The organism is Bacillus cereus group sp. MG9, assembly GCF_040459995.1.
Classification (GTDB): Bacteria; Bacillota; Bacilli; order Bacillales; family Bacillaceae_G; genus Bacillus_A; species Bacillus_A mycoides.
In genome coordinates this window covers 738,107-762,610 of the sequence record NZ_JARVHC010000001.1, presented here as the reverse complement: position 1 = coordinate 762,610, position 24,504 = coordinate 738,107, and the positions used below count along the sequence as shown (strand labels likewise).

Genomic DNA, 24,504 nt, shown 5'->3' with positions numbered 1-24,504 from the left:
TATTAACATCTTCATTTTTCGATGTCAACTATGTTTTTGAATTTCTTTTTTGTCGTTTTCTGCGTTTCCGCATCAGCGACGTTTATTAATATACCATCATGGTTTTTAAATAACAAGTATTTTTTATAAAAAAATACAAAAAGTTATCTATCCTACTTTCTTCTATAGAAAGAACCCTTATCCTTTCTACTAAAAACATTCATTTTGATTGTATACAAGTTACTATACACTATCATCAACCAGGCAGTATTTCACAATAACTTCCTAACCTATAGTCTTCTCCTTTTTTAATTTTATAATTACTATAGTTCTGCTTAAGAAGGACAAATAATCATTTAAATGTAGAGTAACAAAAAACGAGGCCACTATACTAGAGCAAAACTTTAATTCCTGATTTTTCTCTCCAATCAGGAATTTTGCTTCCACAAATAACAAACTTCCCCTCGAAATATTAAATTAAGATTATTGTTAGAATTTTTTTACATTTAATTAATGAAAGATATCCAATTTTTGTTATATAGTAAGAAAGTGCCCACAAAACTATAAATAAACTAATGGAGGAATTATTTTATGGATAGGTTAACAAAATTTTCATTAAAAAACCGAGCCGCTATTATTATCATGGTTTTTCTCATTTCCATACTCGGTGTTTATTCCGGCTCTAAATTACCTATGGAATTTTTACCAAGCATCGATAACCCTGCAATAACTGTTACGACATTATCTCAAGGGCTCGATGCTGAAACGATGACCAAGGACGTAACTGATCCCCTTGAAAAACAATTTCGTAATTTAGAACATATCGATGGCATCACTTCTTCCACACATGAAGGATTATCACGCATCGACATTGCATATACATCCAAGGCAAATATGAAAGACGCGGCACGCGAAGTCGAAAAAACAATTAATACGATTAAATTACCTAAAGATGTAACTAAACCTGTTGTTAGCCAATTAAACACTTCTATGATTCCACTCGCTCAAATTACCATCCAGAAGCAAAACGGATTTTCAAAAGCTGACGAAAAACAAATTGAGAAAGAAATCGTACCACAACTCGAAAGCATTGATGGTGTTGCCAATGTTATGTTTTTCGGAAAATCAACTTCCGAATTATCCATCGTACTTGATCCTAACCAACTAAAAGATAAAAATGTAACATCACAGCAAGTATTAACAGTTTTACAAGGAAAAGAAACTTCCACTCCAGCCGGAGCAATTACCGTTAATAAGGCAGAATACAATCTTCGTGTCATCGGGGATATAAAAAATGTAAATGACATAAAAAATATCACCGTTACACCTCAAGTAAAATTACAAGATGTTGCTCAAATTGAATTAAAACAACATTACGATACAATCTCGCACATAAACGGGGAAGAAGGAACAGGATTAATCATCATGAAAGAGCCGAGTAAAAATGCGGTTGCAATCGGAAAAGAGATTGATAAAAAGATTAAAGATATAAGCAAGCAATATAAAGATCAATTCTCTATTAAACTTTTAGCTTCAACTCATGAGCAAGTTGAAAATGCTGTTACTAGTATGGGAAAAGAAGTAATCCTTGGGGCAATTGCTGCAACTCTCATTATCTTAATCTTTTTACGCAACTTCCGAACAACACTCATCGCTGTCGTTAGTATTCCATTATCTATTTTATTAACACTATTTTTACTCCATCAATCTAACATCACACTTAACATTCTAACTCTTGGTGGCTTAGCCGTTGCAGTTGGACGTCTCGTCGATGATAGTATCGTTGTCATCGAGAATATTTTCCGTCGTTTACAAAAAGAATCTTTCTCTAAAGATATTATTCTCGATGCAACAAAAGAGGTCGCCGTCGCAATTACCTCTTCTACTTTAACGACAGTCGCCGTTTTTTTACCTATCGGTCTCGTATCGGGAGTAATCGGAAAACTAATGTTACCTATGGTGTTAGCAGTTGTGTATTCTATACTTTCTTCCTTAATTGTGGCATTAACGGTCGTTCCACTTATGGCTTTTTTACTGCTCAAAAAAACAAAACGTCGCAATTCACATTCTTCACCGCGATATGTCGCTACATTAAAGTGGGCTCTTTCTCATAAGTTTATCATTCTACTCACTTCTTTTTTATTATTTGCAGGATCAATTGCAGCCTACATACTACTTCCGAAAGCTAACATAAAGTCTGAGGACGATACAATGCTTTCCGTTAACATGACATTTCCAGGTGATTATGATTCTGAAGCTAAAAAACAAAAAGCCTTTGATTTCGAAAAGAAACTCCTCTCTAATTCTGATGTAACAGATGTTATTTTGCGAATGGGATCTAGCGCAGAAGATGCACAATGGGGACAGACAACTCAAAACAATCTTGCAACTATATTTGTAGTCTTTAAAAAAGGATCTAATATCGACCAATATATTAAAGAATTAAAAAAGGATCATAATACTTTTGAACCAGCTGAACTTGATTATATAAAAACGAGTTACTCTGACTCTGGAGGCGGAAACAACTTACAATTTAACGTAACCGCTACTAACGAAACAAATTTAAAAAAGGCCGCTAACATCGTCGAAACAAAACTAAAAGGTATGGACGATCTCTCTAAAGTAAAAACAAATATGGAAGACTCTAAAAAAGAATGGCAAATTCATATCGATCAAACAAAAGCGGAACTACATGGTTTAACACCAGAATTAGTAGCACAACAAGTATCATTCCTTATGAAGAAATCTCCTCTTGGGGAAATCTCAATCAATAATGAAAAAACAACCATTATGATAGAACATAAAAAGGCATCCATTAACAAACAAGAAGATATTTTAAATACAAACATACTATCACCTATTAACGGACCAATTCCTTTAAAAGACATTGCAACTATTTCAGAAAAACAACTTCAAACGGAAATCTTCCATAAAGACGGGAAAGAAACGATTCAAATTACTGCAGAAGCTTCAAGTGAAGATTTAAGTAAAGTAAGCGCAGAAGTAAACAAAGCTATAGCCGACTTAGATTTACCTACCGGAGCAAAAGTAAATATCGCAGGTGCTACTGAATCTATGCAAGAGAACTTCACAGATTTATTCAAAATTATGGGGATCGCAATCGGGATTGTATATTTAATTATGGTTATCACATTCGGGCAAGCACGCGCTCCTTTCGCAATTTTATTCTCTTTACCATTAGCTGCTGTCGGCGGTATTTTAGGATTAATCATTTCCAGAACACCTGTTGACGTAAATTCATTAATCGGCGCATTAATGTTAATCGGGATTGTCGTTACAAATGCTATTGTATTAATAGAAAGAGTGCAACAAAATCGGGAAAACGGTATGGAAACTAGAGAAGCCTTACTAGAAGCAGGATCTACTAGATTACGCCCAATTATTATGACAGCTATAACAACAATCGTCGCTATGCTACCACTCCTCTTCGGGCAATCTCAAGCAGGAAGTATGGTATCGAAAAGTCTGGCCGTCGTTGTAATCGGTGGTTTGGCAGTCTCAACCGTTCTTACATTAGTAGTCGTTCCCGTTATGTATGAACTATTAGATAAAATCGGGAGAAAAAGACGCTCCCGCAGAAAAATAAGCACTTCTACAGAAACACCTGATATTTAAACCAAAAGGCGTTATCTTCAATTATGAAGATAACGCCTTTTTTATCCCTCTATCTATCCATAATATAATCCATCACTTTTTTACCATACTTCTCTAGCGGCTCTCCAGAATCCACAATAAGATATTCACCATGTAAAGGCCTTTTACTGCCAGCCAGACATTTTTTAAATGCTACCTCTGATTCTACTTTTGTAATTTGACTTATCTTACGTTCACGCGTTTGTAACCTACGATTAATTTCTTCTATATTATTAAGATAACATTCAATATATTTATATGTAGCACCATGTTTCTGACATAAATCTATTCCTTTTTTAACCATCCCTTCATAGAGACATGGACTATCTAATATCACACTGTGCTCTTGCTCCAACAAAAAATCGATCAGTTCCCACTCAATATCATAGGAGATCCCCCCAACCACTGTTGGTTCAACACCTTTTGCCTTTAATGATTTTAATAAAGCTGATTTCACGACGTCATGATCTACAATAACAGCACCTGTTAACTTAGCGATATACTTAGAAAGAGTCGACTTCCCTGATCCAGGAAATCCCGACATTTGCAGAAAAAACACCTTCAAACCCCTCCCTATTTTCATCCGAATATCCACATATCAAATTACCTATTCAACAACTCTCCTTCTTTTCCTTCCAGCAACAAAATGACCGTAAAAAAACTCCCTGTTTTATAAACAGAGAGTTTTCATCTTCAACTTATGCCGCTTTTACCTTCTTCGTCGTTTTACGACTTTTTTTCGCTCCTGTAAAACGCTTGTGTAATACAGATGCTACGAAACGAGAAATGATATTAAAGAGTAATACCATAATAATTAATACAGCTGCAGATTTTGTTGCAATTAACTTCGCATCCGGGATAATCCCTTCAGAGTTTAATTTCCAAATGTGAACAGCTAACGTTTCAGCTGGTCTAAATGGATTTAAAGGATGCGAGGGGCTCGAGAAGTCCGCTGCTGAATTTAAAATAGGTGATGTTAAACCCGCTGTATAAATTAACGCCGCAGCTTCACCGAATATACGGCCTGCCGCTAAAATAATACCTGTAATGATTTGTGGTAACGAAGACGGGATAATGATGCGGGCAATTGTTTGCCATTTCGTTGCACCTAGTCCAAGACTCGCCTCTTTTACATTATGAGGAACTTCAGAAATCGCATTTTCACAAACACGTGTTAAACCAGGCAAATTCAAAATAGTTAAAGCAAGAGCTCCACCCATTACTGTATATCCCCAGCCTGTCATGGTAACAAATACTAATAAGCCAAATAGTCCAACAACAATAGAAGGTAAAGACGCCATTGTTTCAATACATAAACGAACAAAACTTAAAAAACGACCTTGTTTTGCATACTCCGCTAAATATATTCCAGCCCCTAGTCCAAGAGGAATAGATATAATAAGTGTTATAACAAGCATGTAGAAAGAATTGAATAACTGTGGACCAATTCCCCCACCAGCTCTTGTATTGCTTGGTTCTCCGAATAAGAAACTAGGATCCCAAAATCCCCATCCCTTTTGCAGAATTTCGTACATTAAAAAAGCCAGCAAAGCTACAACTAAAGCTGCAACCCCATAAAAGATACCTGTCCAAACTTTATTTACCGTTCTTGCATTCATTATTATCGCTCACCTCTTTGACCAATCGCTCGAATTACTAAAATAAACAGGAATGAAATAACAAGTAAAATCATTGCTAACGTCCATAGCGCATTGTTCCAAGCTGTTCCGTTCAATGTATTCGTCATATCCATTGTCAGAATACCTGTTAACGTTGCTGTTGGACTATATATTCCTTCCGGTAATTTAATCGTGTTCCCGATTACCATTTGAACCGCTAACGCTTCACCAAAAGCACGCGCTAACCCTAAAACTATACCTGTTAAAATTCCTTGTTTTGCAGCAGGAACAATAACTCGGCTAATCGCTTGCCATTTCGTCGATCCTAGACCGTAAGAAGCTTCCAAGTAATCAAACGGAACAGAGCGTATTGCATCAGAGGCAATACTAGCAATAGTAGGTAAAATCATAATACTCAGGACAATAATACCCGCAATTAAACTAAATCCCACTCCACCGAACGAATCACGTAATAGAGGAACCAAGATCGTAACCCCTAATAATCCGTATACAACTGATGGAATACCAACTAATAATTCTAAAACAGGCTTTAATACTTTATTCCCAAACTTCGGCGAAATTAAATTCATGAATATAGCAAGAGCTATAGCAATTGGTGCACTAATGACAACAGCACCTAACGACACAAGCGTCGAACCGACAATAAAGATGACAGCACCATACGTACCTTGATCAGCATTTGGATTCCATTTTGTCGAAGTTAACACCTCAGAAAATGAGATACCACTTTGCGTGAAAGATTGAATTCCTTTGCCGCAAATAAACGCAATAATAGCTAATGTAATAAAAACAATAAAGATACCGCAAAACGTAACAAGTGATCTACCTATATATTCACTCTTTACGTAATTAATTTGTTTTTTCCCCTTCATCACAGGACAGACCCCACTTCATAGATTGCATTGAACAGGACTGACCTTGCAGCCAGCCCCATAAAATTTTATTACTTATCTAATTTAGACATTGGGATGTAACCCATATCTTCTACTTGTTTTTCGAAATCTTTACCTTTTACATAGTCAATGTAAGCTTTTGTCGCTTCTTTTGCCTCACCTTTAGTTACCATGTACTCGTAAGACCAGAATGGATATTTACCAGCAGAAATATTTTCAACTTTCGGTTCAGATCCATCAATTTTAACCGTTTGTAACGCACCTTTTTTCTCACCAACCATGTAAGACATTGCTAAGTAACTAACTGAACCTGGAGTAGAGTTAATCGCTTGCTCTACAGCACCATTAGAATCTTGTGTTGTACCAGTTCCATCATTAATCTTCGCGTCTTTCATCACTGTCTTTTCAAAAGTAGCACGTGTACCAGATGAAGCCGGTCGGTTAATTACATTGATTTTTTCATCTTTTCCGCCTACTTCTTTCCAGTTCGTTACTTTTCCAGTGAAGATATCTTGCACTTGTTTTACTGTTAAGTTATCAACTTTTACATCTTTATTTACGACAAGTGCGAATGCGATACCCGCAACTTTGTTATCTACTAATTCTTTTGCTTTTTCAGCATCTTTTATTTTATCTCCAGCTGGAACATCTGAGTTACCAATTTGTACCGCACCAGATGCTACTTGGTTAATCCCAGTTCCACTACCGCCACCTTGAACTTGAATAGAAACTTTTGAATTTTTCTCCATGAATTTCTTTCCAGCTTCCTCCGCAAGAGGTTGAAGAGCTGTAGAGCCAGCCGCTGCAATCGTACCTGATAATTCTTGTTTTGCATCGCTACCTTTAGCAGCTTCCTTATTATCCGTACTTTCTGCTTTTCCACATCCAACTAATGCACCTGCAACAACTAAAGCCGCTAAAGAAAATTTAATACCCTTTTTCATAACCATGTCTTGTACCCCCATTTGGATTATCACTTTTCGAATTCATCTTCTTTCGAACACAAATTCATTGTAGGACAACAATATTATGTGAGTGTTAAGCAATTTTTAAGTTTAAGTAAATAGAGATAACATCCCCTAAAAGCTAGACATTCCAACATTTACAGTTGAAAAAGCCAACAAAACCCACACTAAACACGTAGTATTGTAAATTTAATCTTAACAATGTAAATTCAATGTAAATGATTTTCTGTATTTTTCCCTTTAGGTTAAAACTACATTTACAATTCCCCTATATTTTTAAGCTTTTACACTCTTACTTTAAGAAGAATTCCAGTAATATTTTTCGGTACAACTAAATAAATTGGAACAATTCTAAAAATATTTGAATATTTTTAAAGTACTAATTGACAGCATCATTAAATGTAGTCTACTATATTAGTATCAAAAAGTTTACCTAAGGAAACTTTTTAAACTAAAACTAAAAATATAGAGATGAGGTAACTTTTATGGTATCGGCTAATACTAAACCCCTTTCCGAATTCAGAACAGGGGAATTTGTACAAATTGAGAAGATACAATTAGAAGGAACTATGAAACGACGTTTATTAGATTTAGGCTTTTTTCCTGGAGCGACAATTAAAGTATTACAACGCAGCCCACTTGGAGACCCAGTCGCTTATCAAGTAAGCAACACAACTATTGCACTGCGTAGTGAAGAAAGCTCCCTTATTTTCGGGGTATTAATAGGAGATGATTTCAGATGAGTAACCATCGCATTGCGTTAGCTGGTAACCCGAATACCGGGAAAAGTACATTATTTAATACTTTAACAGGCTTAAAACAACATACTGGAAACTGGACGGGGAAAACTGTTTTAAAGGCTGAAGGGGAATATAAGCATGGCGGAAATATATATACAATAATAGATTTACCTGGAACTTACTCACTGTATTCAAATTCGGCAGATGAAGAAGTAGCACGAGATTATATTATATTTGAAAAACCAGAAGTAACTGTAGTTGTTATAGATGCAACTGCAATGGAGAGAAATTTAAATTTAGCACTCCAAGTGATGGAAATGACAAACGATGTGGTCATTTGTATTAACTTAATTGATGAAGCGGAGAAAAAAGGAATCATTATTGACGAAAAGAAATTAGCAAAATCACTCGGTGTACCTGTAGTGAAGATTTCTGCTCGCAACCGAGTAGGCATTGGTCATTTGCTAAATGTCATCGCTAAAGTAGCAAATAAAAAACTCATTCCAACACCAATTAAAATTACTTATAATGAAAAAATCGAAAATATGATTCAAGAATTAGAACCACAAATTTATAAAGTGTTCGGCAATACGTATCCAGCACGTTGGATTGCGTTACGTATTTTAGATGGAGATAAAAATTTCTTAACTGCACTTCAAAAACATCATAACGAACCACTTGTAAGGGAGGTCGTAATAAATGGAATCTCACTCAGCCAGTAAAGCTCTTCCGCTGGACTATATTGTTCAACATGCACAAACACTTTCAAAAGAAGATATACGAGATGATATTGTCGGAGATATTTATCGAACCTCCGCAAGTATATGTAAAGAAGCTGTCCAATATACAAATACCGATAAATTGTATCGTTCTGAAAAACTAGATAAAATTTTCACATCTCCAATCTGGGGATTCCCAATTATGCTCGGTATTTTATCTATTGTTTTTTATCTTACAATTGCAGGCGCTAACGTACCTTCTGATATGATCGCTAAGTTCTTTGGCTGGGTAGAAGGATATTTAACATCTTGGTTCCAAGCAGCGCATGCACCTGAATGGTTACATGGCATTTTAATACTTGGTTTATTCCGCGGTACCAGTGCTGTTATAAGCGTTATGTTACCACCTATGGCAATCTTTTTCCCTATGTTCGCACTATTAGAAAACTACGGATATTTACCACGTGTCGCATTTAACATGGACCGCTTATTCAAACGATCTGGTGCACATGGCAAGCAATCTTTAACAATGGCAATGGGATTCGGTTGTAATGCAGCTGCCATTATGTCAACACGTATTATTGAATCACCACGTGAACGTATGCTTGCAATCTTAACAAACAACTTCGTTCCATGTAATGGGCGCTGGCCTATGTTAATTTTAATGGCTTCACTATTTATGGCTGCTGGTTATACAGGTAGTATGCAAACACTTGTTACTGCTGGCGTTGTAGTTGGAATGGTTGTAATTGGTGTCATTATGACATTAACCGTTTCTTGGGTACTATCAAAAACAGCTTTAAAAGGTGTTCCGACTCACTACACACTTGAGTTACCACCGTACCGTAAGCCAAAAGTTTGGAATACAATTGTACGCGCAACACTCGATAAATCAATATATGTTTTAAAACGAGCTGTAGTTGTAGCTGCCCCTGCAGCTGCATTAACTTGGTTACTTGCTAATATTTTCATCGGTGACACAAGCTTACTTATGTATTTTGTAAACTTCCTAGATCCATTTGCTAAAATGTTAGGACTTGACGGGTTTATTTTAGCTGCATTCATTCTTGGACTACCAGCGAATGAAATTGTTATACCGATTTTATTAATGTCTTATTTATCAACTGGCGCTTTAACTGAAATAGATGATTTTAATCAAATTAAAAATCTATTCTTAGAAAATGGTTGGACTTGGTTAACAGCTTTAAACACAATGTTGTTCTCACTCCTTCATTTCCCGTGTGGAACAACACTAGTTAACATATATAAAGAAACAAAAAGTGCAAAATGGACATTCTTATCGTTCGCAATCCCTACTGTTATCGCAATTGTTGTTACATTCCTCTCTACACAATTGGTACATTGGTTAGGACTTGTATAAAAAACAAAGCATACATAGAAGGTATCCCCCTTCACATATGCTTTGCACGAAAGAAACCTGAAATTATTCAGGTTTCTTTTTTTCTTTCCACGGCTGGGCTCCATACGTTGTGATTTTTTTATGAATGGAGTATATGGCTCCCGGAAGAATCGCCATTAATATCGTGCAACTAATTCCTAGTCCAGTAAACAACTTAAATCACCTTATTTCACTCTCTTCGGTAAAGCTGAACCTGAATGCTCAATTGTCGGATGAACATGAACAGTAACCTCAGCATTACTAAAATAATTTTCACCTTGATCCCAATTCTTATCTATCTTCTTCCATTCTTTATAATTATGCCGCTTATATACTTCTCCTAACGCTAATACATCTACCTTATATTTTTTTTGAACAAGCTTAATCGATTTTTGGATACGCTTCTCCATTTCCTCCGCAATGGTTTTCTTTAATCGCTTTTCATTCATAATTTGTTTATGATCACTAAAATGCAACTCTGCTAAGGTCCCTTCCAAAGATAAATGGATATCAAACTTCGGTTTTGTAGCATTTTCCGTAGATACTTTAATCTTTCGGTGCATCTTATGAATTTCGTATGTAACAAGCTGACCTTGTTTACGGATAGTATAGAACCCTCCAATTTTTTTACCTATTACATAATTCATTCCTAATGTTTCTTCTCCATTCAAACTGCCTACACACTTATTATCTTTTCCACGAAACAACGCTGCCCCGTTCATTTGTACCCCCTGCTTTGTTAGTTCGAGAATAGGTAATACGAAACTTTGGTTAGCAATCATTTTTTGCTGTACCTCACCAATTCTTGCAGCTTCAATCATTTGAGCATTTTTCGGAGGATGCTCAGCTAACATATCAATATACTGTGCCGGTAAGTTCTCAGGCTTGGCACTCTGCTTTAAAATAGCTTCTGCATTTTTCTTAGAAACGAACAAACGAATATTTCTTCTCATCTCGTGATCACGAATATATACATCTAACGTATTTTGTAAAACATATGGATTCGCTAGTAAATCTTTAGAAAAAATTATCACTTGTATATGCGGAAAGAATAATGAGCGACTAATTTTTTTAGCAATAATTCGTATTTGCTCAAAGACACTATCTGCTTTCGCACTAACATTAATATAATTTTCACTATCTCCACCGCCTTGGCCACCTTGTTGCGCTAACTTACTGGGAAGTACCATCTGATACGTCCCTTTCATAATTGGATTCGATTTCTTTTCCTTCACAATATCGTAAGCTGCGCCTACTACAAATCCTCTTTCTTCTATTTCTTCTAGCTCAGAGCACCCACTTATAGATCCAGCTAAAACCATAACCATTATAATTTTAAGAAGGTGTTTCATTTCTACCATTCCTTCTTTTTATTTTATATACAATAAAAACTAACAAAGGCGCTAGCACGACAAACCCCATATCTATCCAAGCTAAATAAGTCCCATAACTTGACAAATTATTCAAATTACTAGGTATCATATTCGCCATAAAGATAATCGGGGCACTTACAAAAATGAAAATATGTTTCTTCACTTTCGGAAACATAGCACAAAATAATAAAGATGCGACGTCATAATACATTGCTGTCGTGTTATAAATAGTAATAATCCAAGTAGTAAAAAAAATGGCATCAAATCTTTCTAAAAAACCTCCACCAATTTCAATTTCTTTACCCAATTCAATTGTTGGATACGTCAATCCACGGGTTGTCATATACGAAAAAACGCTAATACAAGTTACATAAATTAAAATGTATGACAGCACATTTACCATCACTGCTTTTGCAACTGCCATTGGCGCTTTTTTCGCTGTCTTATCGTTCAACATCACAGCATAAAACAGAGCTACCTCAAATCCGATAAATGTGAAAATAGAATTTTTAACTCCTACAGCATATTGACTTGCGTTCGTTTGAAAAGCTGGTAGTAAATTGTTTATTTCCATTAAATTCACATTCAATAAAGAAAGCAACACTATCGCAATGAACACGATAGGTAAGAATAGAACATTTAACCTTACTAAAGCCGCTCTCGATCCTGCTACTCCATAAATAACAACTAATAAGAAGAAGAAAGAGAGTAGCTGTATTGGTGTATCACTAAATAAATATGTTTGTGAAATAATTGCAATCATTCGCGATTCATATGCGGTCAAAGCAGCAAATGTTAATACTAAAATGCTACTAATTGTGTATGCAACAGGCTTCGTCAAATGTGCACTTGTATATTGAACAAAGTTTTGTTTTGGGAATAAAATAGCTATCCTCGTTACAAACCAACCTAAAACCGCACATATCAATCCACCCAAAAGCAAAATAATCCAACCATCCGAAAATAAAGTTTGATCAGCAATATCTCGAGGCATAGATAATGCACCTATACCGATAATTGTTGACGATACCGCAAAACCAAGTTCCCGAGATCCAATTTCTTCATCCCCATATTCAAATGGTTTCAATTACTCTCGCTCCTTTGGACGTAGTGTAGAGTCTTTCGTTTGTAAATATTCTGGTCTCTCTTTTAACATTGATTTTGGTAGGCGAACCAATTCTTCTTCCCAATCTTTATAAAAAGCAGGAGCAATAGGTGTTGTATACGGTACCCCAACACTCTTTAAATTTGTAATATGGATCGCCAGTGCAATAAGAGCTAAAATGATTCCGTATAACCCAAAAGCAGTTGCAGCTAACACGAAGACGAAAAGTAAAATTCGAAATGTAATCGTAATGCTATATACAGGAAGTGAAAATGTAGCAATTGCGGTAACCGCAATAATAATTACTAAAAACGGATTTACAATCCCCGCATTTACTGCCGCTTCTCCAATTACAAGACCGCCTACGATGCCAATTGTTTGTCCCATCGGTTTCGGAAGCCTAATCCCGGCTTCTCGTATTAATTCCATCGTTAATGCCATCATTAACGTTTCTATATAAGCAGGAAACGGTACCCCTTCTCTCGCTCCCGCAATGGAATAAGCTAGTTTAGATGGAATAAGCCCTTGATGATACGATACAAGCGCTACGTACATGGCAGGTAATAAAACAGCAGCGATACCTGATCCCATACGTAATATTCTTAATAACGTTCCAATTACCCACCGCTCATAATGATCTTCTACAGACTGAAAAATATCAACAAACACTAGTGGAGCTATAAGAGCAAATGGTGACCCATCTACTAAAATGGCCGCTTTCCCTTTCGCCAATGCAGCCACTATATTATCTGGTCTTTCTGTATTTAAAAACTGCGGAAACGGCGATAAATTATTATCTTGAATTAATTGTTCAATCGTTCCTGTCTCAAAAATGACATCTGTCACTATTGATTGAAGACGCCGATCTAGCTCGTTTACGATGTAAGGGTTAATAATATCCTCTATATATACTAGGGTTACTTCTTTCTGCGATCGCTTCCCCATAATATAAGATTGAAACCGTAACTTCGGATCACGTAAACCACGGCGAATTAGCATTTTGTTCACATTAATATCTTCATTTAATCCAACTCTCGGTCCACGTATTAAATCTTCTGTCACTGGAGGCTCTAGACTTCTTTTTTCCCAAGCTCTACTATTAACAACAATAGCCGTTTGAATATTATCAATTAATATGACTGTATCTCCTGCTAAAACCGCATTTATAATATCTGGAAAAGTCGTCTTCATACCGACTTCTGCAATAGAAATAAAACGATCCAATAATATCTGAACCACAGCTGCTTCATTTGGTATTTCTTCATATTGAAGTGTACGAACTACATATTTATAAACATTATCCTTATCTGTCAATCCACATAAGAAAACAACCGCACAACGTGTAAAACTACCAGCAAGAGCAACTTCTCTAATTGTTAAATCATTAGGTGAACCTAACTCATCTCTAATTTCCTTCATAACTTCAAACAAGTTACCTTTTAGCTCTAACAATTTCCCCACCTAACTTCCTTTTCAACAAGTTTTTAGTTAGATTCCGCTAATAGAAGAAAATATATACAAAAAAGAGCTATCTCTTTTCGAAGATAGCTCTAACATACGAATTACTTTTCTACTATTATATTGTCGGTCTTTACAGATACATTTCTTGTGAATCCACTAACGATAAACATCACAATCATATTCATTAACAATGCGACTATACCTACATTTAAATCTTTTATATATTGCGGAAAACTTGGAAACATCGTAGCTATAGTTGAACCAGATAAGGTAATATATGCGACAATTAACAACCCAATCCCCATTCCTGCAATCGCTCCTTGCTTCGTAATAATTTGACGTGGAAACAAACTACATACAAGTGCAGGGAAAAGTTGCGTAACTATACTGTACCCCATTAAAAGAAGAGCCCCTATCGTTTCTCCCCCTTTAAATGTAAACAATACTGCAACAAGCGTTACAACAGGTACAAATAGCTTAGCTGCTTTTGCAACTTGTTTATCAGAGGCGGATGGTACCATCGTTCCATAAATATTTTTCGCTAACAATGTAGAAGCGGCCATAACAAGCATGGAACCGGGAACTAGTGCTGTTAATACCCCCGCACTACCAATAATCCCAATAAACCATGGATCAAAAGTTTGAAGAGCAAGACGGAATAATGAAAGGTCTACATCCGCTCCCTTTAACCCTGGAACTTGTAAAATAGCAGCAAAACCTGCAAAGAACACAAAAAGCAAAACTAAAGAATAGAGAGGCATAATTGCTGCATTTTTCCTAAATACTTTTTCACTTTTCGCTGAGAAAGCTGAGGCAAATGTATGAGGCCACATATAAAAACCGAGAGCCGTTAATATAATAGTAGAAACAAACCAAGAAATACTCATTCCCTTTTCAGGTAAAGATAAAAAACCTGGTTTTGCAGCTTCTACAGCTTCAAACATCGGTTGAAATCCTCCGTAATAGTGATACGGTAAATATATACCTAAAAACATAACGATAAATAGTATCATAATGTCCTTCAAAGCAGCTGTCCACGCCGATCCATGTATACCTGAAACCATTACATAAATAGTTATAACAATAGCACCAATCCATACCGCAATAACAGGTGTCACTCTTCCATAGGAAGCTTCCGAAACGATAATTCCTAATCCCTTTAATTGCAAAACAAGATACGGGATAATCGAAATAACACCAATAATTGAAACAATTACCCCAAGCGTCTTACTCCTGTATTTCTTCGCAAAGAAATCTGATTGTGAAATGAGGTTATGTTCTTTTGCATACTTCCAAATTGGAGGCAATAAGAAATACGATAAAATATAAGCTAATGCACCATACCCTAAAATATAAAATGTAGGAGCTCCTTTACTATAAGCCCAGCCACTTCCTCCTAAAAATGTGAACGTCGTATAAATTTCCCCTGCCATAAGGAGAAAAACGAAAATAGTTCCAAATCCTCTTCCTCCAACTGACCATTGTTCTAAATTCATATCTTTTCCATGTTGTGCCCGAATTCCTAAAAATAGTGCGAGAAACAAAAATATAATAATGATAAATAATGCAGTCATTTTACGTCCCCCTTATTAGCAGGATCGAATACGTACACAAGACCCATACAAAGAGACGTAATGAGCACTGATAATAGTACCCAAAATAATAAAAATGGCATCCCCCATACGTAAGGAGTGACCGAATTTGCAAATACTGGTCCAACTACTAAACAAAGAACTGGAATAAGTGCTAGCACGTGTATTTTTTTCATCTCATTCTCCTTTACTTATAAAATTCATAATGGATGATACAAAGACTTCCACTCCAATTGGTAATGCATCTTCGTCAATTGTAAAACGAGGGTGATGATGCGGATATATAATTCCCTTCTCTTCATTTCCTGCCCCTATAAAAAAGAACGTCCCTGGTGCCTTTTGTAAAAATGCTGAAAAATCTTCCCCTGCCATCGTTGGCTGTAAACGAACAACTCTTTCTCTTCCATACAGCTGTAATGCTGTATGTTCAATAAGCTCTGTAACTTCATAATCGTTCACAACTGGGCGATATCCATATTCATAAGAAAATGTATACTTAGCACCGTAGGATTCTGTAATATGTTTTACAATCCTTTCAAGCTTCTTCTTTGTTTCTTCTCTTAATTCATGCCTTAAACTTCTCACTGTCCCTTCAATCTCCGCTTGTTCCGGGATAACATTATGAGTTGTCCCAGAATGAAATTGCGTAACAGATACTACGAGAGAATCTAACGGATTCGTGAGGCGAGATACAATTTGCTGAATTTGCGAAACTACTTGCGCACCAATGGCGATACTATCAACTGTTTCATGCGGAATTCCAGCATGCCCACCTTTTCCCTCTATCGTAATTTTAAAAACGTCCGGCGCCGCCATCGCAGGACCATAAATTACACCTACTTTTCCAACCTCTAATGACGCCCAAAGATGAGCACCAATAATGTAATCCACACCTGTCATCACTCCCGCTGCAACCATTTCCTCTGCACCGCCCGGAAAGTTTTCTTCTGCATGTTGAAATAAAAAGCGAATCTCTCCTTTAACTTTCTCTCTTTCCTCTACCAACTTATGTACTACACCAAGCAATATTGCCATGTGACCATCGTGACCACACGCATGCATCACACCTGGATATATAGAAATAAAATCAAACTTATTTTCTTCATGAATAGGAAGAGCATCCATATCAGCACGAACAGCGATAGTTTTACCAGGCTGCCTACCAATTAACCTTGCCATTACACTATATTTAGTAGGCCTTGAGACTTCTAAATACGGGATTTCCCGAAGTATGTCGAATACAAATTGAGATGTTTTTTCCTCTTGAAAAGATAACTCTGGATACTTATGAAAATGCCTTCTCCACTCAATCAACTGATTCTTTGATAAAACAAGTTCCTTTGCGACATCCATTTCTCTTCTCCCCTTCTTTACCAAGTTAAATGTTATTATAGCGTGAATTGTTAACTTCTGAAAGAATTTTCAGAATTTTCTATAACGAATATTCAAAAAGAAAAAGCCATCTCAAGATGACTTTTCATTTTATAAAATAGTAATTGCTTGTTTCCCCATTTGCTCCCATGCCTTTTCAAATTCAGCACGAGGAACAGCTTTTCGTGGATTGTTTGCAAGAGGATCATTTACGTATACAAAGTTTTGATCATATCCAATTACTACAACACTATGCTCATAATATGTAATTTTCACTTCACCTGAACTCGTATTCCATGTTTCAAAACTACTTTCGGCTAATGGTTTAAACGTTGTATTAATAATTACCCATACTGGAGAACCAGAACTAATTACTTTATATAGATCTTGCACGTCTCTACCCGTTAAATTAATTACTTTTTCAGGAACATACTTTTCTGCTAAATTAAAAATCGGTTGATTATATACACCGTATCCCGGCTCAGCTTTCGTGTAAATATTTCCAACGAATCCTTCATACGGATTTCCATGCAAACCATCTTGTTTAAATGGAACGCGATGAATTTCACTAGCAAGTTGCATCTTATCTACTTGTACACCTTTATGTTGTAGTAGCATAGTTAAACTTGTCACTTCACAACCTCTAGGTAATTCAGGTAACTGTCTAATAAACGGAACCTCTGTAATCATTGCACTTTCTTTCATCTCAGAGAAAAGGTCTAACCGAAATTCTTGTGCCTTTTTCATAATTTTATCTTTCTCGAAAAAGAACACGACAGCAAATATAATACCGAAAATAAAAATATATTTTAACTTTTTCATCATAAACCAAACTCCATTATATCAATTATTTTAAAGGCACAACTCCTATCATTGTACCTTTCTTCTTACTAGTTTGCTAGAAAGATTCTGTGAATTATTATTCACAAATACCTTTTTAAAATTCCGATTGTTTGAAATAGAAAGAAAAAATATAATTTTTCAGAATTTTTTACTGAAAAACAAAATTATTAACCTAGTGAAAGAATCACGTTTCCTTCACTAGGTTAATAAACATTCTAAGGTATTTAGTCATAGTTAGTTTTTCCTTTACATACTCAGTTCACAACAAAATAAACCAAGTATGTTTTTCACCCCCACTAATGATTAAAAGCACCGAATAAAATCTAGTTAAAACATACAAAAAAATATGGGGGGAGGAACATATGAATCAACAAGTAGAACAAGCAGAATTAAAATACCGCACACCACTTTATCCAATAGTTCCAATCATAGCTTTCTCACTCAATTTCCTTACATTTGTTAGTTTAGCTTTCATTCCAGATCAGAGAATTGCTCTTTATTGCGGGGTTCCATTTATGATCATTTGTTACATTTTATACCGAGTTAAAGTTTCGGAAAGTTGTCACATTTGAGCAAAAAAGAAATATAACTTAGGTAACAAACTGAATATATTAAAAATTCAGTATTTTTCCTTATGATAAGATAATTTTTTTCTATTTATTGGGTATGTTGGTATAACTTTATTTATCTTAAAATTCCCACAATCACGTTTTTATCTGGAAAATAGTTTACAATGTTATCAAGTTACAAATGATATTCACCTTAAAAAGCGTGCATTTGTGTCTATTTTTTAACAATATAACAAAAACTATTGCCATCTATAAATTAATAGGTTTATATTGTTTTATTGGCATAGTTTCAATCCAAGGAGAAAGGAGATTTTCAATCGTGCAACTAAAGAAAGCATTTTGGAAGTTGGCTTCGCTTCTTCCGTTATCATTACTTCTGTTCCTCGGTGGCTGTGATAAAAAACTCGCAGTATTAAATCCGCAAGGACCTGTTGCAAAAGCACAGTATGATTTAATTGTTTGGTCATTCTTGCTTATGTCATTAATTATCGCAATTGTATTCATCTTGTTTACAGTCATCTTGATTCGTTATCGTGAAAAACCAGAGAATATGGACTATGAGCCACCTGATCAACATGGTAACACATTATTAGAAATCATTTGGACAATTATTCCTGTTATTATCGTTATCGCATTATCGATTCCAACAGTTAAAGCAACTTATGCTTCGGAAGAGGTTCCGCAAGAGTCCAAACATATTAAACCAGTTGAAATTTATGTTACATCTGCAAACTGGAAATGGTTATTTAGTTACCCGGAGGAAAAAATTGAAACCGTTAACTATTTAAACATCCCAGCTGGTGTACCAATTCAATTTAAACTGACTTCTGTAGGTCCAATGAATGCTTTCTGGGTACCAGAACTTGGTGGTATGAAGTATACAATGGATGGCATGATCATGGACTTATATTTACAAGCTGACAAACCAGGTTCTTACCTAGGTCGTAGCTCGAACTTCTCTGGTGAAGGATTTACTCACATGGAATTCGAAGTTGAAGCAAAAACTAAAGAGAAATATGATAAGTGGGTAAAAGAAGTACAAGAAACTGCCCCTAAATTATCAGAAAAGAAATACAACGAAATTATTAAACCTGGTGTAGTGGGGCGTATGACCTTCTCTAGTCACCACTTAAGTTATGTAGATCCAAAATCACTTGAATATTGTGATTACAACTACTACAAAAACAAAAAATAATAGCTATTATTCCAACAGATTGGAGTGAACACAGTGAAGCTTGATGAATTTTTTGTCACAGGTGACCCGATTATTTACGGAGCTGACGCTTCTATCGTTCTTGTGACATTAGCGATTCTTTTCGTACTAACAAAGTACAAAAAATGGAGATGGCTTTGGGATGAGTGGTTGACAACTGTTGACCATAAAAAAATAGGGACCATGTATATTATCTCTGCCGTTATAATGTTATTCCGTGGTGGTATGGATGGTTTAATGATTCGTGCCCAGTTAACATTCCCGGAAACAACTTATTTAAACGCTGAACACTATAACGGAATCTTTACAACACATGGTACGGTAATGATTCTTTTCATGGCAATGCCATTCGTTATGGGATTAATGAACCTTGTAGTACCATTACAAATTGGTGCTCGTGACGTTGCATATCCGTTCTTAAATGCTTTAAGTTTCTGGTTATTCTTTGTCGGAGCAATGTTATTCAACATCGCTTTCGTAATCGGTGGTTCTCCAGACGCTGGGTGGACTTCTTACTTCCCAATGGCAGGTACAGAGTTTACTTCTGGTGTAGGAAATAACTACTACGCAATTGCATTACAGATTTCAGGTCTCGGTACGCTAATGACCGGTATTAACTTCCTTGTTACTATCTTAAAAATGCGTACACCTGGTATGAAATTAATGAGAATGCCAATGTTTACTTGGTCAATCTTAATTACAACAATTATCATTATTTTCGCTTTCCCAGTATTAACAGTTGCTCTTGCATTAATGACATTTGACCGTCTATTCGATGCTCACTTCTTTACGATGGCGAGCGGCGGTATGCCAATGTTATGGGCCAACCTATTCTGGGTATGGGGTCACCCTGAAGTATATATTGTTATTTTACCGGCATTCGGTATTTTCTCTGAAATCATTAGTACATTCTCACGTAAACGTCTATTCGGTTACAGTGCGATGGTGTACTCGATGGTTGCAATTTCTTTACTAAGTTTCGTCGTATGGCTTCACCATTTCTTCACTATGGGTGCAGGTCCAGCGGTTAACTCATTCTTCTCGATTTCGACAATGGCGATTTCGATTCCAACCGGTGTTAAGATCTTTAACTGGTTGTTTACACTGTATAAAGGACGTATTCGTTTTACAGTTCCAATGCTTTGGTCATTGGCATTTATTCCAAACTTCGTAGTTGGTGGAGTTACAGGGGTTATGCTTGGAATGGCAGCAGCTGATTATCAATACCATAACAGCTACTTCCTAATTGCTCACTTCCACTACGTATTAATCGCAGGTACAGTATTCGCTATGCTTGCTGGATTCACATACTGGTATCCAAAAATGACAGGTCATATGTTAAATGAACGCCTAGGTAAATGGACATTCTGGATCTTTATGAGCGGATTTAACATCTGTTTCTTCCCAATGTACTTCTTAGGTTTAGACGGTATGACTCGTCGTATGTACACTTACTCTGAAAGTCTTGGATGGGGCTGGCTAAACCAAATCGCATCTGTTGGTGCTGTAATGATGGCTATTGGCTTCCTAATCCTTTGCTATAACGTAATTTGGAGTGCACGTCACGGTGAGCGTGACACAACTGGAGATCCATGGGACGGCCGTACACTTGAATGGGCAACTCAATCTCCTGTACAACATTACAACTTCGCGAAACTTCCTGAAATTAAAGAAGCTGATGCTTTCTGGTTCATGAAAAAACGTGGAGAAACAATTACACCAACAGCAGATGAATTAAAACCAATTCACATGCCAAGTAATTCTGGTGTGCCTATTATTGCGTCTTTATTCTTCGGTCTTGCAGGTTTTGCATTAGTATTTAGCTGGTTCTGGATTGCAGCAATCGGTGGTATTGGTATTTTAGGTTGCTTAATCTATCGTTCATTCGATTATGATGATGGCTACTACGTAAGCGTTGATGAAATTAAAGAAACAGAACATATAGCATGAGAGGTGAAATGACATGGCGGCTTTAGATAAAAGCTTACCTTTGGAATATCAATCCGAGCAAAGCAGATTGAATATCCTAGGATTCTGGATTTTTCTTGGGGCTGAAATTATGCTGTTCGCAACACTTTTCGCCTCTTATCTAGTCCTTGCTGGTCGTACGGCTGATGGCCCAACACCAGCGCAATTGTTTGAAGTTAAAACACTTTTAATTCAAACACTGTTACTTTTAACAAGTAGCTTTACATGTGGGATCGCAATTCACGAAATGCGTAAACACAATCAAAAAGGAATGTTAGCTTGGTTTATCCTGACTTTACTTTTAGGTGCAGGCTTCCTATTCTTTGAAATTGAAGAATTCATTTTGTACGTTGGTGAAGGTGCAACGATTCAAACAAGTGCTTTCTTATCGGCATTCTTCGTTCTTCTTGGAACGCATGGTGCCCACGTAACAGGTGGTATCATCTGGGCAACTTGTGTTATTATCCAAATTTTAAAACGAGGTTTAACACCAGTTACAGCTCGTAAAGTATTTATTATCAGCTTATACTGGCATTTCCTTGATCTTGTTTGGGTCTTTATTTACACACTAGTTTACTTGAACGGGATGGTGGCGTAAATGGGTCAAAATAACAACCAAGCAAACGGGCATGGGCATAGCGGATTCCCATGGTCACACGTTTTCGGATTTATTTTATCGCTTGCACTAACGTTTCTAGCGTTATACGTGGCACTTTACACAGACCTGCCACTTTCAACGATATTAACAACTATCATCATAATGGCAGTTGCGCAAGCGTTATTACAATTAATTATGTTCATGCACTTAAAAGAAGGAGAAGGAAGAATTCAAGTTCTTACAATGATATACAGTTTCTTCGTTGCAACTGCAACAGTTGGACTTACTGTATGGATCTTCTTCTCAATGTAATTTGCATGAAAAGACTGCTGGGATTCCTCAGCAGTCTTTTTTTTATCCCCCATTAACGAGCAGTAAGACCCCCACTGATTAAAGTTTCACTTTATCCCCTCCCCTATTACATCCACATTACGGAATTAACAACAAAATCATGCAAAATATACTTATTATGACAAATGTTAAGAAAACTCTTTCTTTATGAAATCGAAACCATATCCGTTGCTTTTCTTCCTATTATATGGCTAAATAGTTACTATATTTATTTGAAGGGAGAGAACGCAATGGAACATCATTCTTCTGTTCTATCACTTATGGTTGTCGTCGCAATCGCGTTTTTCGTTCCCCTTTTGTTACAGCGCTTTAAATTAAAAGCACTTCCTGTCGTTGTTGCAGAAATTATCGCAGGAATCTTTGTAGGTAAAAGTGGATTTAACATCATTGAGCCAGATATGTGGCTTCAAGTCTTATCAACACTAGGGTTTATCTTCCTAATGTTTTTAAGTGGTTTAGAAATTGACTTTTCGATCTTTAAACAAAAAGGGAAAAAGAATACGACAAACGAACCGAACACATTTCAAGCAGCAAGCATTATCTTCTTGTTTATTTTCATTTTATCTTATGCCCTATCATTAATATTCGTATGGCTAGGATTCGTAGACAATGCAATGTTCATGACTTTAATTATTTCAACTATTTCTTTAGGTGTTGTCGTACCAACATTGAAAGAAAATAACTTAGGAAAAACCGCAATCGGGCAAATCATTTTATTAGTCGCTGTTATTGCAGACTTAGTTACAATGATTTTACTCGCTGTATTCGTCGGATTAAATTCCGAAAGTGGCCAAAGCATGTGGCTTCTACTTCTTCTATTCGGTGCTGGTATTGTAATTTACTTTGTCGCAAGACGGTTTAAAAATATTCCATACCTAGAAAGCTTAAAAGCCGGTAGTGTACAAATTGATACACGAGCTGTTTTTGCACTCATCTTAATATTAGTTGGATTATCTGAATCTGTTGGGGCAGAAAATATTTTGGGAGCCTTTTTAGCAGGTGTACTCGTATCCTTATTATCACCAAATGAAGATATGGTTGAAAAACTTGATTCCATCGGATATGGCTTCTTCATTCCTATTTTCTTCGTAATGGTTGGTGTAAATCTAGAAGTATGGTCTATTTTTAACGAGCCTTCTAGTATGCTAATGATCCCAATTCTAATTGTGGGACTCTTTATTTCAAAACTGTTGCCATCACTCGTCTTACGAAAATGGTACCCACGCAATATCGTACTCGGAAGTGCTATTTTGTTAACATCAACACTTTCTTTAGTTATTGCGGCTGCACAAATCGGTGAAAAGCTAGGCATCATTAGCCCAAGTTTATCAGCATCTCTTATTTTAAGTGCAGTTATTACTTGTATTTTTGCACCTATATTATTTAAAAAGATGTTTCCAAAAGTGGAAACACCAAAACCGAAAGTATCTATTATTGGTGCAAGCAGAATTACCCTTCCGTTATCACTTGATTTAAAACGTGAAGATTATGACGTAACACTATATATGATACGTCAAAATAAAATAAATGATGAGGAAGCGAAATCTCATGACTTCCCTATTGTAAAATTAGATGAGATTACTATTCAATCTTTAATGGAGCAACAAGCTTTCGAAGCAGACCGTGTTGTTGTTGCGACAAGTGATGATGAACAAAACTTATTATTAGCAGAACACGCAAAAGAATTAGGTGTTGAACACGTCATTGCAAGTGTAGAAGATCCCCTTCTACAAGAAAAAGCGACTCAAGAACATATCGCTGTATTCTCGACTATTAACTCTACACGTATTTTATTACGTGCACTTATTGATAAACCGAGTCTCGTTCGCTTGATTACAACAGCAAATGAAACGGTGCGTGAGGTTGAACTACGAAGTAATAAATATAACGGCTTAGCACTTCGTCGCCTTCCGTTTCTAGGTGATGTACTTGTCATTCAAATTTACCGTGGTAATAAAGCATTAATACCACATGGTGATACGAAGTTACAGCATGGCGATACTTTACTTGTAACGGGTTCAAAAGAACATATTGATACAATGAAAAACATATTAGAATAGAAAATGCCCCT

At 36.1% G+C, this 24,504-nt stretch carries 20 protein-coding genes and 1 pseudogene; 10 read left to right on the top strand and 11 right to left on the bottom strand.

Features of this window, described 5'->3' with window-relative positions:
* The first annotated feature begins 570 nt into the window (after window positions 1-570).
* On the top strand, window positions 571-3,615 hold the full coding sequence (locus QCI77_RS03735) for an efflux RND transporter permease subunit (RefSeq protein ID WP_353824522.1): 3,045 nt from the start codon (window positions 571-573) through the stop codon (window positions 3,613-3,615).
* 49 nt (window positions 3,616-3,664) lie between these two features.
* Here QCI77_RS03735 and QCI77_RS03730 read toward each other — a convergent pair whose 3' ends face one another.
* From QCI77_RS03730 to QCI77_RS03715, 4 genes are all read right to left on the bottom strand, one after another.
* The gene (locus tag QCI77_RS03730; protein ID WP_353824521.1) at window positions 3,665-4,192 is read right to left on the bottom strand and encodes a P-loop nucleotide/nucleoside kinase family protein; all 528 of its coding nucleotides are present in this window, start codon (window positions 4,190-4,192) and stop codon (window positions 3,665-3,667) included.
* 139 nt (window positions 4,193-4,331) lie between these two features.
* Window positions 4,332-5,252 carry a phosphate ABC transporter permease PstA gene (gene pstA / locus QCI77_RS03725; RefSeq protein WP_002010630.1) on the bottom strand — a complete coding sequence of 307 codons (921 nt, stop codon included), beginning with the start codon at window positions 5,250-5,252 and terminating at the stop codon, window positions 4,332-4,334.
* A 2-nt stretch (window positions 5,253-5,254) separates the two neighbouring features.
* Entirely contained in the window at window positions 5,255-6,145 is an 891-nt protein-coding gene (gene pstC, locus QCI77_RS03720) for a phosphate ABC transporter permease subunit PstC (RefSeq protein WP_002090872.1), read from the bottom strand.
* 71 nt (window positions 6,146-6,216) lie between these two features.
* Complete coding sequence (locus QCI77_RS03715; RefSeq protein ID WP_002167124.1) at window positions 6,217-7,116, bottom strand: phosphate ABC transporter substrate-binding protein PstS family protein; 900 nt, start codon at window positions 7,114-7,116, stop codon at window positions 6,217-6,219.
* 500 nt (window positions 7,117-7,616) lie between these two features.
* Between QCI77_RS03715 and QCI77_RS03710 the strand changes: the two genes are divergently transcribed.
* The 3 genes from QCI77_RS03710 to QCI77_RS03700 are packed head-to-tail and all read left to right on the top strand — an operon-like array spanning window position 7,617 to window position 9,971.
* Window positions 7,617-7,874, top strand: coding sequence for a FeoA family protein (locus QCI77_RS03710; RefSeq protein WP_002090873.1), 258 nt, complete (start codon window positions 7,617-7,619; stop codon window positions 7,872-7,874).
* The gene (locus QCI77_RS03705) at window positions 7,871-8,593 is read left to right on the top strand and encodes a FeoB small GTPase domain-containing protein (RefSeq protein ID WP_002090874.1); all 723 of its coding nucleotides are present in this window, start codon (window positions 7,871-7,873) and stop codon (window positions 8,591-8,593) included. The genes QCI77_RS03710 and QCI77_RS03705 overlap by 4 nt, the downstream gene beginning before the upstream one ends.
* Window positions 8,571-9,971 (top strand): nucleoside recognition domain-containing protein, encoded by a 1,401-nt coding sequence (locus QCI77_RS03700; RefSeq protein WP_131247887.1) that lies wholly within the window; start codon window positions 8,571-8,573, stop codon window positions 9,969-9,971. Before QCI77_RS03705 ends, QCI77_RS03700 begins: the two co-directional genes overlap by 23 nt.
* A gap of 203 nt (window positions 9,972-10,174) precedes the next feature.
* Here the strand turns inward: QCI77_RS03700 and QCI77_RS03695 are convergent, their stop codons facing one another.
* The 7 genes from QCI77_RS03695 to QCI77_RS03665 all read right to left on the bottom strand — a co-directional run bounded on the left by QCI77_RS03695 (window position 10,175) and on the right by QCI77_RS03665 (window position 17,713).
* Window positions 10,175-11,341 (bottom strand): Ger(x)C family spore germination protein, encoded by a 1,167-nt coding sequence (locus QCI77_RS03695; RefSeq protein ID WP_012260329.1) that lies wholly within the window; start codon window positions 11,339-11,341, stop codon window positions 10,175-10,177.
* Window positions 11,325-12,449: a spore germination protein GerLB gene (gerLB, locus tag QCI77_RS03690; protein WP_012260328.1), complete on the bottom strand. Its 1,125-nt coding sequence runs from the start codon at window positions 12,447-12,449 to the stop codon at window positions 11,325-11,327. Before gerLB ends, QCI77_RS03695 begins: the two co-directional genes overlap by 17 nt.
* The gene (gene gerLA, locus QCI77_RS03685) at window positions 12,450-13,928 is read right to left on the bottom strand and encodes a spore germination protein GerLA (RefSeq protein ID WP_080019353.1); all 1,479 of its coding nucleotides are present in this window, start codon (window positions 13,926-13,928) and stop codon (window positions 12,450-12,452) included. It abuts the gene before it with no gap.
* Window positions 13,929-14,029: 101 nt separating this feature from the next.
* Entirely contained in the window at window positions 14,030-15,502 is a 1,473-nt protein-coding gene (locus QCI77_RS03680) for a sodium:solute symporter family protein (RefSeq protein WP_353824520.1), read from the bottom strand.
* A complete protein-coding gene (locus tag QCI77_RS03675; protein ID WP_002029838.1) occupies window positions 15,499-15,696 on the bottom strand; it encodes a DUF3311 domain-containing protein in 198 nt (65 codons plus the stop codon). Before QCI77_RS03675 ends, QCI77_RS03680 begins: the two co-directional genes overlap by 4 nt.
* 1 nt (window position 15,697) lies before the next feature.
* Window positions 15,698-16,873, bottom strand: a complete 1,176-nt coding sequence (locus QCI77_RS03670) for an amidohydrolase (protein WP_002167120.1) — start codon at window positions 16,871-16,873, stop codon at window positions 15,698-15,700.
* 129 nt (window positions 16,874-17,002) lie between these two features.
* A complete protein-coding gene (locus tag QCI77_RS03665) occupies window positions 17,003-17,713 on the bottom strand; it encodes a C39 family peptidase (protein WP_033708611.1) in 711 nt (236 codons plus the stop codon).
* A 407-nt stretch (window positions 17,714-18,120) separates the two neighbouring features.
* Here QCI77_RS03665 and QCI77_RS03660 point away from each other — a divergent pair.
* From QCI77_RS03660 to QCI77_RS03635, 6 genes and pseudogenes are all read left to right on the top strand, one after another.
* Window positions 18,121-18,328, top strand: a pseudogene (locus tag QCI77_RS03660) (amino acid permease); the annotation flags it as partial.
* A gap of 294 nt (window positions 18,329-18,622) precedes the next feature.
* On the top strand, window positions 18,623-19,498 hold the full coding sequence (locus QCI77_RS03655; RefSeq protein WP_002010605.1) for a cytochrome aa3 quinol oxidase subunit II: 876 nt from the start codon (window positions 18,623-18,625) through the stop codon (window positions 19,496-19,498).
* Between the two features lie 33 nt (window positions 19,499-19,531).
* The gene (gene qoxB, locus QCI77_RS03650; protein WP_002063826.1) at window positions 19,532-21,466 is read left to right on the top strand and encodes a cytochrome aa3 quinol oxidase subunit I; all 1,935 of its coding nucleotides are present in this window, start codon (window positions 19,532-19,534) and stop codon (window positions 21,464-21,466) included.
* Between the two features lie 13 nt (window positions 21,467-21,479).
* Window positions 21,480-22,082 carry a cytochrome aa3 quinol oxidase subunit III gene (qoxC, locus tag QCI77_RS03645; protein ID WP_002029841.1) on the top strand — a complete coding sequence of 201 codons (603 nt, stop codon included), beginning with the start codon at window positions 21,480-21,482 and terminating at the stop codon, window positions 22,080-22,082.
* Complete coding sequence (qoxD, locus tag QCI77_RS03640; protein WP_353824519.1) at window positions 22,083-22,394, top strand: cytochrome aa3 quinol oxidase subunit IV; 312 nt, start codon at window positions 22,083-22,085, stop codon at window positions 22,392-22,394. It abuts the gene before it with no gap.
* Between the two features lie 269 nt (window positions 22,395-22,663).
* Complete coding sequence (locus tag QCI77_RS03635) at window positions 22,664-24,493, top strand: monovalent cation:proton antiporter family protein (RefSeq protein WP_088291940.1); 1,830 nt, start codon at window positions 22,664-22,666, stop codon at window positions 24,491-24,493.
* Window positions 24,494-24,504 lie beyond the last annotated feature (11 nt).

Coding starts and splice junctions, on each gene's coding strand:
- QCI77_RS03735 (WP_353824522.1), top strand. CDS start 571: ATGGATAGGTTAACAAAATTTTCATTAAAAAACCGAGCCGCTATTATT.
- pstA (WP_002010630.1), bottom strand. CDS start 5,252: ATGAATGCAAGAACGGTAAATAAAGTTTGGACAGGTATCTTTTATGGG.
- pstC (WP_002090872.1), bottom strand. CDS start 6,145: ATGAAGGGGAAAAAACAAATTAATTACGTAAAGAGTGAATATATAGGT.
- QCI77_RS03715 (WP_002167124.1), bottom strand. CDS start 7,116: ATGGTTATGAAAAAGGGTATTAAATTTTCTTTAGCGGCTTTAGTTGTT.
- QCI77_RS03710 (WP_002090873.1), top strand. CDS start 7,617: ATGGTATCGGCTAATACTAAACCCCTTTCCGAATTCAGAACAGGGGAA.
- QCI77_RS03705 (WP_002090874.1), top strand. CDS start 7,871: ATGAGTAACCATCGCATTGCGTTAGCTGGTAACCCGAATACCGGGAAA.
- QCI77_RS03700 (WP_131247887.1), top strand. CDS start 8,571: ATGGAATCTCACTCAGCCAGTAAAGCTCTTCCGCTGGACTATATTGTT.
- QCI77_RS03695 (WP_012260329.1), bottom strand. CDS start 11,341: ATGAAACACCTTCTTAAAATTATAATGGTTATGGTTTTAGCTGGATCT.
- QCI77_RS03680 (WP_353824520.1), bottom strand. CDS start 15,502: ATGACTGCATTATTTATCATTATTATATTTTTGTTTCTCGCACTATTT.
- QCI77_RS03675 (WP_002029838.1), bottom strand. CDS start 15,696: ATGAAAAAAATACACGTGCTAGCACTTATTCCAGTTCTTTGTTTAGTA.
- QCI77_RS03670 (WP_002167120.1), bottom strand. CDS start 16,873: ATGGATGTCGCAAAGGAACTTGTTTTATCAAAGAATCAGTTGATTGAG.
- QCI77_RS03665 (WP_033708611.1), bottom strand. CDS start 17,713: ATGAAAAAGTTAAAATATATTTTTATTTTCGGTATTATATTTGCTGTC.
- qoxC (WP_002029841.1), top strand. CDS start 21,480: ATGGCGGCTTTAGATAAAAGCTTACCTTTGGAATATCAATCCGAGCAA.
- qoxD (WP_353824519.1), top strand. CDS start 22,083: ATGGGTCAAAATAACAACCAAGCAAACGGGCATGGGCATAGCGGATTC.
- QCI77_RS03635 (WP_088291940.1), top strand. CDS start 22,664: ATGGAACATCATTCTTCTGTTCTATCACTTATGGTTGTCGTCGCAATC.